This is a genomic window from Saccharopolyspora sp. 6M (genome assembly GCF_020176775.1).
GTDB lineage: Bacteria > Actinomycetota > Actinomycetes > Mycobacteriales > Pseudonocardiaceae > Saccharopolyspora_C > Saccharopolyspora_C gregorii.
Map to the genome: position 1 here is coordinate 1 of NZ_JAIUJZ010000110.1, position 15,335 is coordinate 15,335.

Genomic DNA, 15,335 nt, shown 5'->3' on the forward strand with positions numbered 1-15,335 from the left:
GAGGCGGGGGGCCGGGCGGGCCCTGCTGGGGTCCGGGTCGCCGGTCGCCGGGCTGCCGGGGGTTCTGCCGCCGCGGACCGGGTTTCTGCGCGACCGGCTGCTGCGGGTTCGAGGGCTGCGGGTTCGGCTGCTGCGGGTTCGACTGCTGCGGACTCGGCGGCTGCGGACTCGACTGCTGGGGGTTCGGCGACTGCGAGCTCGGCGACTGCGGACTCGACTGCTGGGGGTTCGGCGACTGCGAGCTCGGCGACTGCGAGCTCGGCGGCTGCGTACTCGACTGCTGGGGGTTCGTCGGCTGCGAGTTCGGCGATGGCGAGCTCGGCTGCTGCGGAGTCGACCGCTGGGAGCTCGCCGACCGCGGGTTCGCCCGCCGCGGGGCCGATCGCGGGGTGCTCGGCCGCAGCGGGTTCGAGTACCGAGCGGTCCGCCCCTCCGGATCCGAAGGCTGCGGCGAACCTCCCGCCCCCGCACCCGGCCGTCCGCCGGACGCCACCGTCCGCATCTTCCGCGTGCGCAAGGCCGCGAGCGGCCCGGGCGGCGGCGGAGGCGGCGTCGGGGCGGGCCGGTACACCGGCATCCGCGTCGTCGCCAGCTCCGACGTGCGGAAGAAGCCGGACTGGTGCGCCCCGGCCCACGGCGGCGGCGCCACCTGCGGCAGCGGCCGGCGCTGGAAGAACGCGTTCCGCGCCACCCGCATCAGCCCGAGGATCGCGTCCCGCCGCGAGTGGAACAGCTCCACCGGGATCGTCGCCCGCGTCGCGTGGTCGTGCAGCAGCGCGAGTTCCGTGGCCGCCAGCTGGTAGTCCGCCATCGCCCGCGCCCCGGGCAGGCCCGCCTGCATCCGCGCCCAAGTGCGCGCCCGCCTGCGCCCGTTCATCGTCGCCAGCATCCGCACGTCCACGTCGTGCACCAGCCCGCTCGGGATGTAGGGCGGCAGGTGGGTGCCGATCAGCCCGATGAGCCGCTGCCGGTCCCGGATCACGACCAGGACCAGCGCCACCAGCACGCCGAGCTCCACCAGGTACGCCAGCGCCAACCCGCCGTAGCCGAACGTCGAGGAGAAGTTCCACAGCGCGTGCAGCAGCACCGCCGCCACCCAGCCGCCGACCACGGCGAACCCGCGACCTGCTCCCCTGCTGCGCGCCGCGTAGGCCACGCCGAGCCCGGTCATCGCCGTGTAGATCGGGTGCCCCAGCGGCGCGATCACCCCGCGCACCAGCACCGTGCCCGCCACCGCGGACCCGTTCTCCAGCAACCCGGTCTGGTAGTAGAGGACGTTCTCCACGAACGCGAAGCCGAGCGCGCACAGCCCCGCGTACACCAGCCCGTCGGTCGGCCCGTCGATCTCGAACCGGCGGAACCACAGCATCAGCAGCAGGAAGAAGCCCTTGAAGCTCTCCTCCACCACCGGCGCGATCACCGAGGCGGTCAGCACCCGGCCCAGTTCCGGCCCGTACACCGGGTGCAGCAGCGACCCGCCGAGCGTGTTCACCAGGAACGAGCCGACGATGGCGACTCCGGCGCCCCACGCGAACGCGAGCAGCAGGTTCACCCGCGGTTCCGGTTCCAGCCGGTCCATCAGCAGCACCAGCGCCACCAGCACCACCACCGTCGGCAACGCCAGCAACCCGCTCAGCACCGTGCTGAGCACGCCGCCGGTGAGCAGGTAGTAGGCGACCGCCAGCAGCGTGCACAGGCCGCACCCGATCAACCCGATGATGAACGGGAGCGGGACGCGGTCGCTGCTGCGGCCTTCGAGGATCGACCTGGGACTCAGCGCGGGCATGTCCGGCAGAGTAGAAGATCGTCGCGTTCGGGGTGGCCCGCACCCGCTGATCGGGCGCGGTCGTTCAACCGCGGTGCACCGCGCTCTGCTGGGGGATTTCGACGGGGCCCGGTTCTCCGCCGCCCTGCTCGTCCGGTGCGCGGCCCGCGGTGAGCGCCTTGACGGCGGCGGAGGTGCGGTCGGCGACCTCCAGCTTGGTGAACACGGCCCGCAGGTGGTTCTTCACGGTCCGCTCGGAGATGCCCAGCGACCGGGCGATCTGCCGGTTGGAGCTGCCGCGGACCAGGTGCCCCAGCACTTCGTGCTCGCGCGGGGTGAGCCGCTGCAGCAGCGGTGCCGCCTGCGAGCGCGGCTCGCCGCCGACCCCGGCGCCGGCCGCGCGCTGCAGCGCGTCCCGGTAGACCTCGCCCGCGACGAGCCCGTTGTGACCCAGGCGCACCCGCAGGGTCACCAGCTGGTTCACCTGCCCGAGCACCTGCTCCAGCGCCGCGGAGTGCTCGATCGCCTCCCGCATCATCGCGGTGATCGCGGTGTCCAAGGCTCGCCGGTACGAACTGGCCATCAGGTGACTCCCACAGGTTCGGTGACATCGGCCGCGCCACCGGGCACACGGGTGCCCCGGACGACGCGAGATCGTTCCGGCGCAGGACCGGGACATCGCGGCGCACCACCGCCATGACCAGGTCTTCTTCGAGCACCGTCGCAGGCCGACGCTTCACCACCGGGCAAGGCCTTCCCACCTGCACCGGACCGGTCGCTGCCTCCACTGGCTATGTCGTCAGGAGCCCCCGCAGAAGTGACCGACCGGCCACCGATTTCCCCCGGATGCCGCAATCAAGGACACGTTCGAGCGACCGCGGAGGTGCCATTCGGAGGACCAGGTCCGGCGGAGCAGGCCTTTGTGACCATGTTTGCCGCCGCCGAGCGGGGCCTAGGTTTCGAAACGTCGCACGTCCCAATCCCTCCCGCTGCACTCGGCTGCGAGGCCACCTGAGTTCGCAGCCCCCAGTGAAACCACGTCGCAGTCCCCCTCAAGGAGGTCTTCGCCATGTCGTGTCCGCAGGCGGCAAGCCGGGCGAGCGCACCACCCACGACGACCGCGCGACCGCCGGGAGCGATGCCCAGCAAGGGCTGGACCGCCTCGGCGGCGGCCAACGCGGTCCGGATCAAGCTCCGGGAGGACATCGCCCCGGCGTCGAACCTGGCCACGTTCCTGACCAGCTCCGTCGAACCGGAGGCCGAACGGCTCTTCAGCGACTACCTGCCGTACAACCTCATCGACCGGGACCAGTACCCGGGCGCCACCGAGCTGGAGCGGCACTGCGTGCAGACCCTGGCGGGGCTGTGGAACGCGGACCTGTCCACCGCCGTCGGCACCGCCACCACCGGGTCCAGCGAGGCCGCGCTGCTGGCCGGCACCTCGCTGCTGCGGCGGTGGCGGCACCGCGGGGACACCGGCGGGCGGAAGCCGAACCTGGTGCTGGGCTCGAACGCGCACGTGTGCTGGCACAAGTTCTGCCGCTACTGGGAGGTGGAGCCGCGCATCGCCCCCGCGCAGCAGGACCGGCTGCACCTGACCGCGCAGCAGGCGGCGGAACGCTGCGACGAGGACACCATCGGCGTGGTCAGCATCCTGGGGTCCACGATCGACGGCAGCTACGAGCCGATCGCCGAGATAGCCGCCGCCCTCGACGATCTCGCGGCGGAGTCCGGTGTGGACGTTCCGATCCACGTGGACGCCGCCTCCGGCGGTTTCATCGCGCCCTTCCTGGATCCGGGGCTGGCGTGGGACTTCCGGCTGCCGCGGGTGCACTCGATCAACGCGTCGGGGCACAAGTACGGCATGGTCCCGGCCGGGCTCGGGTGGATCGTGTGGCGGGACCCTGAGGCGCGCACGAACTGGCTCAGCTTCGACACGAACTACCTGGGCAGCACGCGCGCCAACCACGAGCTGAGCTTCTCCCGCTCGGCGGCGCCGGTGGTGCTGCAGTACTACAACTTCCTGCGGCTCGGCTTCGACGGCTTCCGCGAGCTGCACGCCCGCAGCCGCGCCACCGCCACCGCGCTGGCCGACGCGCTCGGCGGCATGGGCCCGTTCCAGGTGCTCGGCGACGGCCGCGAACTCCCCGTCGTCGTGCTGGCCCAGCGCGAAGGCGCGCACCGCTGGACGTTGCGGGAGCTGGCCGCGCACCTGGGCACGCACGGCTGGTCGGTCCCGGTCTACTCGCTGCCACCGGACCGCCAGCAGACCGACGTGCTGCGCATCGTGGTGCGCACCGAACTCACCGCGCGGCACGCCGAGGACCTGCTCGACGCGGTGCGCGGCTACCTGTCCGGCGCCATCGCCACCCCCGCGTGAAACCCGTTCCCCACCCCTGCAGAGAGGACGAACCGTTGCGCCCCATCCGCATCGCCAGCAAGCTCACCAAGCCCGAACCCCCGCAGCCCGGCACCGGCGTGCGCCTCGCGCTGTTCCAAGGCGAGAACCCGGTGGGCACCCCGGAAGCGGTGACCGCGAACCTCTCCCGGATGCGGGAGGTCGTCGAGGTCGCCGCCCGCTACCAGGCCCAGCTGTGCGCCTTCCCCGAGTGCTACACCACCGGCTACTCGCTCGGCGCCGCCGAAGCCCGCGCCCTCGCCCAGCCTTCGGACGGCACCGCCGTGCAGGCCGCCCGGGAGCTCTCGGCCGCGCACGACGTGGGGATCGTGGTGCCCTACGTGGAGCTCGACCGGGACGCGGGCACCGTGCACGACTCCATCGCGCTGGTCCTCGGCGGTGAACTGGCCGCGAACTACCGCAAGACCCACCTGTACGGGGCGGCGGAGCGGATCAACTTCACGGCGGGCACCGAGCTGCCGCCGGTGGTGAAGGTGAACCAGTTCCCGGTGGGCCTGCTCAACTGCTACGAGTGCGAGTTCCCGCCGCTCTACCAGAGCCTGGTGGGCCGCGGGGCTCGGCTCGTGGTGGGTCCGACCGCCGCCGACCACCACTTCACGCTGCACGACGGCAACCCCACCCAGGTGCCGTACCCGGACGCGACCGAGCACATCATCCCGGCGATGGCCTCGGTGTGGCGGGTGTTCGTGGCGTACGTGAACCGGCGCGGCTGGGAGACCTCGGAGCGCGGGCAGTGGCAGTACCGCGGCAACTCCGGGGTGTGGGCGCCGGACGGCACGCCGATGATCGCCGCCGGGCCGGACGAGCGCAGCGACGACACGCTGCTCGTCGCCGACTGCGTGCCGGACGAGGTGGCGCCGTTCAGCCCGGAGGGCGACCACTTCACCGACAACCGTGTCGCGCTGCGCGAGGAGCTGCTGCCCGTGAACTGACCCGGGTGCCGGGCCGGAGCACCTCGTCCGGTCCGGCCCCGATCACGCCGGTGCGGTCGCCGCCTTCCCCATCGCGGGGGCCGCACCGGTTCCCCGCGCCGCCAGGACGTCCCGCATCGGGGCGAGCCGCACGCCCGCCGCGCTCAGCGCGTCCCGCACCGCGCGCGCCACCTCCACCGCGTTCGGGCGGTCGCCGTGCAGGCAGATCGAGTCGGCCGCCACCGGGACGTCGGTGCCGCGCACCGAGGTCACCGAGCCGCGCAGCACCGCCAGCGCCTGCTCCGCGCAGGCCAGCGGATCCTTCGCGACCGGGTTCGGTTCGATGATGATCCGCCCGGTCTCGTCGTAGTCCAGGTCGGCGAACGCCTCCCGCACCACCGGCACGCCCCGTTCGGCCACCCGGTCGGCGGTCGCACCGGCCAGCAGCACCACCGGCACGCCCGGCGCCGCGGCGGCGACGGCCTCGCCGACCGCCGCGGCCACGTCCGGTTCCCGCGAGGTGAGCCCGTAGAACGCGCCGTGCGGCTTCACGTGGGTGATCGGCACGCCCAGCTCGTCGGCCAGCGCCCGCAGCGCGCCGAACTGGTACAGGCACGCGTCCGCCGCCTCCCGCGGGCTCAGCGCGAGCGCGCGCCGCCCGAACCCGGTCAGGTCGGGGAATCCGGGGTGCGCGCCTGCGGCCACGCCCGCGTCGCGTGCGATGCGCAGCGACTCCCGCATCGTCGCCGGGTCGCCCGCGTGCCAGCCGCAGGCGATGTTCACCGACGTGACCAACGGGATCACCCGTTCGTCGTCACCGAGCTTCCACCGGCCGAAGCTCTCCCCCGCGTCCGCGTTGAGATCCACCAGTTCCTGCACCGGACCCACCTCCCGCAGCTGCCGACCGCGACCCGACGGGGTGTGCCCTGCGGTGATCCCCGGCCGCGCGCCGATGGTCAGAGCCATGTTCCCGCACGCCCCCGGACCGCGCAGTGCTCCTTTCGGTTGTCCTCGCCGTTCCTTTCCCGATCTACGCGGGTCCTTTCGGCCCATTCCGGTGCGTGCGTTCGCGCGTACCGATCTTCGTGGTGCGCGGGCTATGGTGACCCGAACGTGCGATTTTTTTCGTGCCGTCCAACGAGTTCTCAGCTCAGGTTCTGCGCCGGGAATCACTTCGGCGCATGCTCTGGTCCACGGCAGATCACCTCCGTAACCGGTTGAGGAGGTCGACATGGCAGCGACTACCACGCACCTGCCTCCCGCTCGGTACGAGTTCGGCGGCGATGAATTCGTCTTCGTCGAACTCGATCAGGAAATGAGCCTGGAAGCGAATTTCAAGGCGATGGCGATCACCGGCGCGCTGCGCGAGCAGGGCATCGACGGCGTCGTCGACATCTGCCCGTCCAACGCCTCCTACATGGTCCGGCTCGACCCGGACCGCCTGCACCCGGCGGAACTGGTCGACGAGCTGCGCAGGCTGGAGATCACCGCGGGCGACCTGCCGGAAGACCACGTGGTGCCGACCCGGATCGTGGACGTGCCGATCCTCTTCGACGACCCGTGGACCCGGGAGACCCTGCTGCGCTTCCGGGACCACCACCAGGACCCGTCCGGCACCGATCTCGACTACGCGGCGCGGATCAACGGGTTCCGCGGCGTCCCGGAACTGATCGACGCGATCACCGGTGCGCCGTTCATCGTCACCATGCTCGGATTCGTGCCCGGATTGCCGTTCTGCTATCAGATGGTCCCGCGCGAACGGCAGATCGAAGTTCCCAAGTACGTGCGGCCGCGCACCGATACTCCGGAACGCGCCTTCGGATACGGCGGTGCGTTCTCGGTGATCTACCCGGTTCGCGGCGCGGGCGGATATCAACTCTTCGGGATCGCGCCCGCGCCGGTGTTCGACCTCGCGCAATCGCTGCCGGATTTCGCCGATCACATCGCGTTCCCGAAACCGAGCGACATCCTGCACTACCGCGCGATCGACCGCGCCGAGTACGACCGCATCCGGGCCGACGTGGAAGCGGGCACCTTCCGCTACCGCACCGCCGAGGTCGAGTTCTCCCCCACCGCGTTCCTCGCGGACCCGGACGGCTTCAACCGGAACCTGCTGGAGGTGCTGTGATGAGCGAGGTCATCGTGCGCTCCGGAGGGCTGTACACGACGGTGCAGGACGCCGGGCGCGACGGCTGGTACGCCATCGGGATGCCGCCCTCCGGCGCGCTCGACCAGTACTCCTTCCGCGTGGCCAACCTGCTGGTGGGCAACCCGGAGGGGGCCGCCGCGCTGGAGGCCACCTACATCGGGCCGGAGCTGGAGTTCACCGACGAGCGCCGCATCGCCGTCACCGGCGCCGACGCCCCGGCCCGCGTCAACGGCGAACCCGTCCCGCTGTGGGAGGCGATCGCGGTGCGCGCCGGGGACGTCCTGTCCTTCGAGATGCTCACCGCGGGCGCCCGCCCGTACGTGGCCGTCAGCGGTGGGATCGCGGTACCGGAGTACCTGGGTTCGCGCTCCACCTACACGCTCACCGGCATCGGCGGCTTCCACGGCAGGGCGCTGCGCGCGGACGACCGGTTGCCGCTGGGTTCGCCGCCGGTGTCCGGGCCCTCCCCCGGTACCTCGGTGCCCGCGGGGCTGCGGCCGGCCCTCGGCGGACCGGCGCAGCTGCGGCTCGTGGTGGGGCTGTGCTCCTACCGGCTCACCGAGACCGCGATGGAGTCCTTCGTGGACACCGAGTGGAAGGTGACCAAGGACGCCGACCGCGTCGGCTACCGGTTGCGCGGCGGCACCATCGACTTCGTCGACCGCGAGCCACCGTTCGGCGCGGGCAGCGACCCGGCGAACGTCGTCGACCTCGGGTACCCCATCGGCTCGGTCCAGGTTCCCGGCGGGGACGAACCGATCGTGCTGCTCGGCGACGCGGTCACCGGCGGCGGCTACGCCACCGTCGGCACCGTGATCTCCGTCGACCGGGACCGCATCGCGCAGGCCCGCACCGGCGACCGGGTGGCGTTCACCTCGGTCGACGTCGACGCCGCGATCGCCGCCCGCCGGGACCGCGGGATCCGGCTGGAGAAGGTCCGCGCCGCCGTCAGCTAGTCCCGCACCCCCAAGTTACGGAGGAGGCCACCATGTCGACCGTCAACGCCGCGCTCCCCGGCGTCTTCTACCGACGTCCCGCGCCGGACCAGGAACCCTTCGTGGAAGTCGGCGCGATGGTCCAGGAAGGGCAGACCATCGCGCTCATCGAGGTGATGAAGACCTTCAGCGAGGTGAAGGCCGAACAGGCGGGCACCCTCGGCCGGTTCCTGCTCGACGAGGGCGACGAGGTGGAGGCCGGTCAAGGCGTCGCCGAGGTCGTGGCACCATGACCGGCCCGAGCAGAGTCCTCGTCGCCAACCGGGGCGAGATCGCGGTCCGCATCATCCGCGCCTGCCACGCGGCCGGGGTCGAGGCGGTGGCGGTGTACTCCGACGCCGACAAGAACTCCCGCTGGGTGCAGCTCGCCGATCACGCGGTGCACATCGGCGCCTCCCCCGCATCGAAGTCCTACCTGAACGCGGCGGCGGTGCTGGAGGCGGCGCGCAGCACCCAGGCCGACGCGATCCACCCGGGGTACGGCTTCCTCTCGGAGAACTCGCGGTTCGCGCGGGCCGTGCAGGACGCCGGGCTGGTGCTGGTCGGCCCGCCGCCCTCCGCGATCGAGCTGATGGGCGACAAGGCGACCGCGCGCGCCACCGCGCAGGCCGCCGGCGTCCCGGTGATCCCGGGCAGCGCGCCGGTCACCGACCTGGCGGCCGCGCAGGCGGCGGCGGACCAGCTCGGCTACCCGGTGCTGGTCAAGGCCGCCGCGGGTGGTGGTGGGCGCGGCATCCGCCCGGTGTCCTCGGCGGCCGAGCTGGCCGACGTGCTGCCCGCCGCACAGGCCGAAGCGCGGTCCGCGTTCGGCGACGGCACGTCCTACCTGGAGCGGGCGCTGGCCCGGCCGCGGCACGTCGAAGTGCAGCTGCTGGCCGACGACCACGGCGGCGCGGTGCACCTGTTCGAACGGGACTGCTCGGTGCAGCGGCGCAGGCAGAAGCTGCTGGAGGAGGCCCCGGCGCCGGGCCTGCACGAGGAGACCCGGCAGCGCATCGGCGAGGCCGCGGTCCGGCTCGCCCGCCACGTCGGCTACCGCAACGCCGGGACCGTGGAGTTCCTCGTCGACGAGGACCAGCACTTCTACTTCATGGAGATGAACACCCGCATCCAGGTCGAGCACCCGATCACCGAGGTGATCAGCGGCGTGGACCTGGTCGCCGAGCAGCTGCGCATCGCCGCGGGCACACCGCTGTCCTTCACCCAGGACGACCTGGTGCCCACCGGCGCGGCCATCGAACTGCGGATCAACGCCGAGGACCCGGACCGCGGGTTCGCCCCGTCCCCCGGCGAGGTCACCACGTTCGACCTGCCCGGCGGCCCGGGCGTGCGGGTGGACACCGGACTGGCCCGCGGCGACCGGATCAGCCCGTTCTACGACTCGATGATCGCGAAGCTGATCTGCTGGGGCGCCGACCGCGACCAGGCGTACGCGCGGGCCGAGCAGGCGCTGCGGGAGTTCCGCATCGAAGGCGTGGCGAGCACGATCCCGCTGCACCGGCGGCTGGTCGGCAACGACAAGCTGCGCAGCGGCCCGGTGCACACCACTTGGCTGGAGGAGCAGCTGGAGTGACTCAGCGGCCGACGACCTCGTCGCGCAGCACGCTGTAGCGCACGCAGTCCCGCCACCGCCCGTCGCGGAACAACCAGCCGCGCAGCACGCCCTCCCGGGTGAACCCGGCCTTGGTGAGGGCGCGCTGCTCGGCGAGGTTGTCCACCTCGGTGCCCGCCTCCACCCGGTTCACCTGGGTGTGGGCGAACAGGTACGCGACGAGCTGCCGCTGCGCGTCGGTGCCGTGACCGCGGCCGCGCGCCTCCGGCAGCAGCGTGATCCCGATGTTCCAGCAGTACGAGGTCTGCCCGGTCGGGTTCTTCGCCCACGACACGAATCCGAGCCGGCGCTGCGGGTCCTGCTCGGCGACGACCAGCAACACGCCCTCGTCCCGGTCCAGCAGCCCGGATTCCGCCCAGCGGCGCCGGAAATGCCCCGCTCCGTGGTAGCCGAACCAGTTGTAGGGATGGGTGGCCTCGCGGGTGTTGAGCATCCGGTCGAGATCGGTCAGGTCGTCTTCGAGCACCGGCCTCAGCAGCACAATGGTCCCCACATCGCGACCGTAGACCGATCACGCTCCGCTGCACATGCTCTGTTCCGGTGGTCGGGGCCGGTCCGGATCGGTCAGGAGATCGGGCGGCGGCAGGTGTAGATCCGCGCGGGCGGCACGTTGCGCCACACCGTCCGGCTGGTGAGGACCTCGTCGAAGGCGAGGTCCAGGCGGTTGCGGAACGCGCGCGCGCCGGACATGCCGAGCGCGTGCACGTAGGCGAACGTGGTGAACGCGCCACCGGGGACGAGCACCTGGCCGACCTCCGCGAGGATGTCGCGCTGCAGCTCGCCGGGGAAGATCGACCACGGGAGCCCGCTGATCACCGCGTCGACCCGGTCCACCCCGTGGTCCACCAGCAGGGTCCGCAGCTTCGCCGCGTCGCCCTGCACGACCTCCAGCCAGGGCAGGTCGGCGCGCAGGTGCTCCACCATGCCGCTGTCGAGTTCGATCGCCAGGTGCCTGCCGCCTTCGGGCAGCCGGTCGCGGACGGCGCGGCTGAGCGCGCCCGTGCCAGGGCCGAGTTCCACGACGACCGGTCCGGTCTCGGACGCGGTGCGGGGAACGATCGAGGCCATCTCGCGGGCGAGGTGCGGCGAGCTCGGCGCCACCGCCCCCACCAGTCCGGGCTTGCGCGCCGCGCGGGCGGCGAACTTCCGGTAGTCCGCGAACACCGATGCGGGCCGTCCGGTCTGGGGCCGTTGCCGGGATGTGGTCACAGCTGCCTTCCGCGTTCGTCGGGCGAGGTCCCGGTCACCCTATCGGTCGCGGGCGGGCAGCCGTCGTCGCCCGAGCCGCCGAGGCCGGGTGCGCGTGCAGGTGATTTCACCGCCGCGGACGCCGCTCGGGCCGTTCCGCGGTCCCGGGGGACAGCCATTCGACAGCGGCACGATAAAGCGCGCGGCAATTCACTCGAACAATGTGTAACGCGGTGAGAAAGTGCGGCGATAAGGGTCGGCACATGCGCAGGGCTTGTCCGGTCCGGACAAGCCCGTTGCGCCGCGTTCAGGCAGGTTGCTGGACCATCGCACCCGTCGGTTCCACCGCCGGGACCTGCTCAGCGGGCTGAGCGGGAGTGTTCAGCGCAGGCTTGTTCACCCACCTGACCGCCACGCCTGCCACCGCCAGCAGCACGATCGCCTCAATTGCGAGAGCCACCCACACCATTGCCACTTTCCTTGCCTCCTTTCTGCTGACCTCCCCGTCTTCCGAGCGCGCGAACGGGCGCACGCGCTTGCCCGCGCTTGGTCTCGCGATCGAAAGAGGTTCGGGGCCGAACACCCACTTGCACCCCGATACTAGGACCTCGTTTCCGATGCGTTAAGGAGGGGTCGCGGTGGTGTGCGTCGCACCCTTGCGGACCAATCCCCGGGTGTTCGACACCACAGCCGGTGAGGGACGTCCGCGGCGGCCGCGGGCGTTCCCACCGGTGTGGAGCACGAGGTCGACGTGGTCGTGATCGGGGCCGGGCAGGCCGGGCTGAGCAGCGCGCACCACCTGCGGCGCACCGGGACCGGGTTCGTCGTGCTGGACGCGGGCACCGGCGCGGGCGGCGCGTGGCGGCACCGCTGGCCGTCGCTGCGGCTGGGCGGGGTGCACGGGATCCATGACCTGCCTGGCCTGGCGCTGGCGGAGAAGGACGGGGCGCGGCCCGCCTCCGAGGTGCTCGCCGAGTACTTCGCCCGGTATGAAGACGAATTCGAGCTGCCGGTGCGGCGGCCGGTGCAGGTGCGGTCGGTGCGGCGCGGACCCGACGAGCGGCTGCTGGTGGAATCCGGCGCGGACACCTGGGCGGCGCGGGCGGTGATCAACGCGACCGGGACGTGGACCAAGCCGTTCGTACCGCACTACCCCGGCCAGGAGTCGTTCACCGGCAGGCAGCTGCACGTCGCGGACTACCGCGGCGCCGAGGAGTTCCACGGGCGCCGGGTCGCGGTGGTCGGCGGCGGGATCTCCGCGGTGGAACTGCTCACCGAGATCGCCGAGGTGGCCACCACGACGTGGGTGACGCGCCGCCCGCCGGTGTTCGGCGACGCCGAGTTCACCCCGGACGCGGGGCGGCGCGCGGTGGCCGAAGTGGACCGCCGGGTCCGCGCCGGGCTGCCCCCGGGCAGCGTGGTGAGCGCGACCGGGCTGCCGCCGACGCGGGCGGTGCTGCGCGCGCGGGATTCCGGGGTGCTCGACCGGCACCCGATGTTCGAGCGGATCACGCCCGGCGGCCTGCGGTGGGCCGACGGCACCGAGGTCGAGGTGGACGTGATCCTCTGGGCCACCGGGTTCCGCGCCGCCTTGGACCACCTGGCACCGCTGGGCGTGCGCGAACCGGGCGGCGGCATCCGGATGGACGGCACCCGGGTCGTCGCGGAACCGCGGCTGCACCTGGTCGGCTACGGCCCGTCCGCCAGCACCATCGGCGCGAACCGCGCCGGCCGCGCCGCCGCCCGCGAGGTCCACCGCCTCCTGCGGTCGTCCACCACGTCCCGCTGAAGCGGCCGCGGCTCCCGCGGCGACCCCGACGGCGGTCAGTCCCGGGCGGGGGCGAAGGCGCGGAGCAGGTGGTAGCCGATCAGGACGATCAGGGTGCCGAGGGAGATGCCGCTGAGGCTCAGGCTCGGCGTGAAGGTCAGCGACACCCCGCCGATGCCGGCGATCACCCCGGCGGCGACCGGGAGCAGGTTCACCGGATCGGCGAAGTCGACGCGGTTCTGCACCCAGATCTTCACACCCAGCAACCCGACCATGCCGTACAGCACGACGGTGATCCCGCCGAGCACCCCACCGGGCACGGCGGCCACGATCGCACCGAACTTCGGGCACAGGCCGAATCCGATGGCCACCAGCGCCGCCACCCAGTACGCCGCGGTCGAGTACACCCGGGTGGCCGCCATGACGCCGATGTTCTCCGCGTAGGTGGTGGTCGGCGGGCCGCCGAGCGCGCTGGAGAGCGTGGTGGCGAACCCGTCGGCGAACACCGCCCGACCGAGGCTGCCCTGCAGGTCGGTGCCGGTCATCTCCTCGACGGCCTTGACGTGCCCGGTGTTCTCGGCCAGCAGCGCGATCACCGCGGGCAGCACCACGATGATCGCCGAGGCGGAGAAGGACGGCGCGTGCACCTCGGGCAGCCCGAACCAGGCCGCGTCCGCGACGCCGCTGAGGTCCACCCGCGGGTGGGTGCTGACCACCCCGTCGGAGCCGGGCGCGGTGATCGGGCCGAGCAGCACGTCGAACGCCCAGGACAGCAGGTAACCGCCGGCGAGCCCGAGGAACACCGCGATGCGGCCCCAGAACCCGGGCAGCAGCACGCTGCCCGCCACCACGATGATCATCGTGAGCAGCGCGGTCCACTGGTCCTGCGGCCAGTACGTCTCGGCCACCACCGGCGCGAGGTTGAACCCGATCAGCAGCACCACCGCCCCGGACAGCACCGGCGGCAGCAACCGCTGCACCACCCCCGGCCCGGCGAAGTGCACCACCACTCCGACGGCGGCGAGCACCGCGCCGGATACCAGGATCGCGCCGGTGACGGTCGCGGTGTCCCCGCCGCCCGCGCGGATCGCGGTGACGGCGCCGACGAACGAGGCGCTGCTGCCCAGGTAGCTGGGGATCTTGCCCTGCACCACGAGCAAGAAGAGGATCGTCGCCCCACCGGACACCATGATCGCGAGGTTCGGGTCCAGTCCCATCAGGACCGGGAACACGAAGGTGGCGCCGAACATCGCCACCACGTGCTGGGCGCCGAACCCGATGGTGCGGCCCCAGGTGAGCCGTTCGTGCGGGGCCACCGACTCGCCGGGGCGCGGCGTGCTGCCGTCACCGTGCAGTGCCCACCCGAAACCCGTTCGCCCTCGCATGGCGGACAGTCTGCCCCGGCGGCGGCCCGGTCGTCCGTGGTGGTCGCGCCGATGTGACCTGGTCGGCGCGCCGGCGCGGAGCGGGTCCGGGTTCACCCAGCCGGTGCGGTGGGCCTACGCGTTAGCGCGTGGCGAACTCCGGAGCGGTGGCGCGCGGGATGATCGCCCGGCCGTACTCCTCCACCGTGGACTCGACGGCGTCGTGCATGGCGTAGGCGGCGAACTGGTGCACGCCCGCCGCGCGCAGTTCGGCGAGCTTGTCCAGGTGCGCCTCGGGCGGCCCGAGCAGGCAGAACCGGTCCACGATCTCGTCGGGCACGAAGTCGGTGCTGGGATTGCCCGCGCGCCCATGGTGGGAGTAGTCGTAGCCCGCGCGGCCGCGGATGTAGTCGGTGAGCTCCGCGGGGATCTCCGCCGAGCCCGAACCGTAGCGGCGCACCAGGTCGGCCACGTGGTTGCCGACCATGCCGCCGAACCACCGGCACTGCTCGCGGGCGTGCGCGAGGTCCGCGCCGACGTAGGCGGGTGCGGCCGCGCACACGGTGATCGCGTCCGGGTCGCGCCCCGCGGCCTCGGCCGCGTCGCGGACGTGCCGGACCATCCACCGGACCAGCAGCGGCTCGGCGAGCTGCAGGATCACGCCGTCGCCGACCCGACCTGCCAGATCGAGGGCCTTCGGCCCGTACGCGCCGATCCACACCGGCAGGCGCCCGCCGCGCACCCACGGGAGCCGGACGGCGGTGCCGTCCACCTCGGTCTCGCGCCCTTCCGCGAGGTCCCGGATCACGCCGACCGCGCGTTCCAGCACCGCGAGGGTGTTCGGCTTGCCACCGGTGACGCGCAGCGCCGAGTCGCCGCGCCCGATGCCGCAGACGGTGCGGTCGCCGAACATCTCGTTGAGCGTGGCGAAGGTGGACGCGGTGACGCTCCAGTCCCGGGTGGCCGGGTTGGTGACCATCGGCCCGACGACCATCCGCTCGGTCGCGGCGAGGATCTGGCTGTGGATCACGAACGGCTCCTGCCACAGCACGCAGGAGTCGAAGGTCCAGCCGTGGTCGAAGCCGAGCGCTTCGGCGCGCTGCATCAGTTCCACGACCGACCAGGCCGGGGGGTCGGTTTGGAGCACGAGCCCGAACCGCATGC

The 15,335-nt window shown here is 72.5% G+C and carries 15 protein-coding genes; 7 read left to right on the forward strand and 8 right to left on the reverse strand.

Annotation, left to right across the window (positions count from 1 at the left end; all coding sequences use genetic code 11):
• The coding region (locus tag LCD31_RS29385; RefSeq protein ID WP_304614741.1) for a PrsW family intramembrane metalloprotease at positions 1-1,786 on the reverse strand (1,786 nt) is incomplete at its 3' end.
• 64 nt (positions 1,787-1,850) lie between these two features.
• A complete protein-coding gene (locus LCD31_RS16055) occupies positions 1,851-2,348 on the reverse strand; it encodes a LuxR C-terminal-related transcriptional regulator (protein WP_224959093.1) in 498 nt (165 codons plus the stop codon).
• Positions 2,349-2,903: 555 nt separating this feature from the next.
• Between LCD31_RS16055 and LCD31_RS16060 the strand changes: the two genes are divergently transcribed.
• Both LCD31_RS16060 and LCD31_RS16065 read left to right on the forward strand, forming a co-directional pair.
• Complete coding sequence (locus tag LCD31_RS16060; protein WP_224959094.1) at positions 2,904-4,145, forward strand: glutamate decarboxylase; 1,242 nt, start codon at positions 2,904-2,906, stop codon at positions 4,143-4,145.
• Between the two features lie 35 nt (positions 4,146-4,180).
• Positions 4,181-5,116: a nitrilase-related carbon-nitrogen hydrolase gene (locus LCD31_RS16065; RefSeq protein WP_224959095.1), complete on the forward strand. Its 936-nt coding sequence runs from the start codon at positions 4,181-4,183 to the stop codon at positions 5,114-5,116.
• Between the two features lie 42 nt (positions 5,117-5,158).
• Here LCD31_RS16065 and LCD31_RS16070 read toward each other — a convergent pair whose 3' ends face one another.
• Positions 5,159-5,974: a LamB/YcsF family protein gene (locus tag LCD31_RS16070; protein WP_224959096.1), complete on the reverse strand. Its 816-nt coding sequence runs from the start codon at positions 5,972-5,974 to the stop codon at positions 5,159-5,161.
• A 352-nt stretch (positions 5,975-6,326) separates the two neighbouring features.
• Between LCD31_RS16070 and LCD31_RS16075 the strand changes: the two genes are divergently transcribed.
• The 4 genes from LCD31_RS16075 to LCD31_RS16090 are packed head-to-tail and all read left to right on the forward strand — an operon-like array spanning position 6,327 to position 9,812.
• Positions 6,327-7,223 carry an allophanate hydrolase subunit 1 gene (locus LCD31_RS16075; protein ID WP_224959097.1) on the forward strand — a complete coding sequence of 299 codons (897 nt, stop codon included), beginning with the start codon at positions 6,327-6,329 and terminating at the stop codon, positions 7,221-7,223.
• Positions 7,223-8,200, forward strand: coding sequence for a biotin-dependent carboxyltransferase family protein (locus LCD31_RS16080; protein WP_224959099.1), 978 nt, complete (start codon positions 7,223-7,225; stop codon positions 8,198-8,200). Before LCD31_RS16075 ends, LCD31_RS16080 begins: the two co-directional genes overlap by 1 nt.
• A 32-nt stretch (positions 8,201-8,232) precedes the next feature.
• A complete protein-coding gene (locus tag LCD31_RS16085) occupies positions 8,233-8,472 on the forward strand; it encodes an acetyl-CoA carboxylase (RefSeq protein ID WP_224959101.1) in 240 nt (79 codons plus the stop codon).
• Positions 8,469-9,812, forward strand: coding sequence for an acetyl/propionyl/methylcrotonyl-CoA carboxylase subunit alpha (locus tag LCD31_RS16090; RefSeq protein ID WP_224959102.1), 1,344 nt, complete (start codon positions 8,469-8,471; stop codon positions 9,810-9,812). Before LCD31_RS16085 ends, LCD31_RS16090 begins: the two co-directional genes overlap by 4 nt.
• Position 9,813: 1 nt before the next feature.
• On the opposite strand, the gene LCD31_RS16095 is transcribed toward LCD31_RS16090, so the two are convergent.
• The 3 genes from LCD31_RS16095 to LCD31_RS16105 all read right to left on the reverse strand — a co-directional run bounded on the left by LCD31_RS16095 (position 9,814) and on the right by LCD31_RS16105 (position 11,622).
• Positions 9,814-10,344, reverse strand: a complete 531-nt coding sequence (locus LCD31_RS16095) for a GNAT family N-acetyltransferase (protein WP_224959103.1) — start codon at positions 10,342-10,344, stop codon at positions 9,814-9,816.
• Positions 10,345-10,415: 71 nt separating this feature from the next.
• Positions 10,416-11,060 carry a methyltransferase domain-containing protein gene (locus tag LCD31_RS16100; RefSeq protein WP_224959104.1) on the reverse strand — a complete coding sequence of 215 codons (645 nt, stop codon included), beginning with the start codon at positions 11,058-11,060 and terminating at the stop codon, positions 10,416-10,418.
• A gap of 286 nt (positions 11,061-11,346) precedes the next feature.
• Positions 11,347-11,622 (reverse strand): hypothetical protein, encoded by a 276-nt coding sequence (locus LCD31_RS16105; protein ID WP_224959105.1) that lies wholly within the window; start codon positions 11,620-11,622, stop codon positions 11,347-11,349.
• 150 nt (positions 11,623-11,772) lie between these two features.
• Between LCD31_RS16105 and LCD31_RS16110 the strand changes: the two genes are divergently transcribed.
• Positions 11,773-12,828 (forward strand): NAD(P)-binding domain-containing protein, encoded by a 1,056-nt coding sequence (locus LCD31_RS16110; RefSeq protein ID WP_224959106.1) that lies wholly within the window; start codon positions 11,773-11,775, stop codon positions 12,826-12,828.
• Positions 12,829-12,863: 35 nt separating this feature from the next.
• Here LCD31_RS16110 and LCD31_RS16115 read toward each other — a convergent pair whose 3' ends face one another.
• A complete protein-coding gene (locus tag LCD31_RS16115; RefSeq protein ID WP_224959107.1) occupies positions 12,864-14,192 on the reverse strand; it encodes a uracil-xanthine permease family protein in 1,329 nt (442 codons plus the stop codon).
• Positions 14,193-14,313: 121 nt separating this feature from the next.
• Positions 14,314-15,333 carry a TIGR03842 family LLM class F420-dependent oxidoreductase gene (locus tag LCD31_RS16120; protein ID WP_224959108.1) on the reverse strand — a complete coding sequence of 340 codons (1,020 nt, stop codon included), beginning with the start codon at positions 15,331-15,333 and terminating at the stop codon, positions 14,314-14,316.
• Between the last annotated feature and the right edge of the window lie 2 nt (positions 15,334-15,335).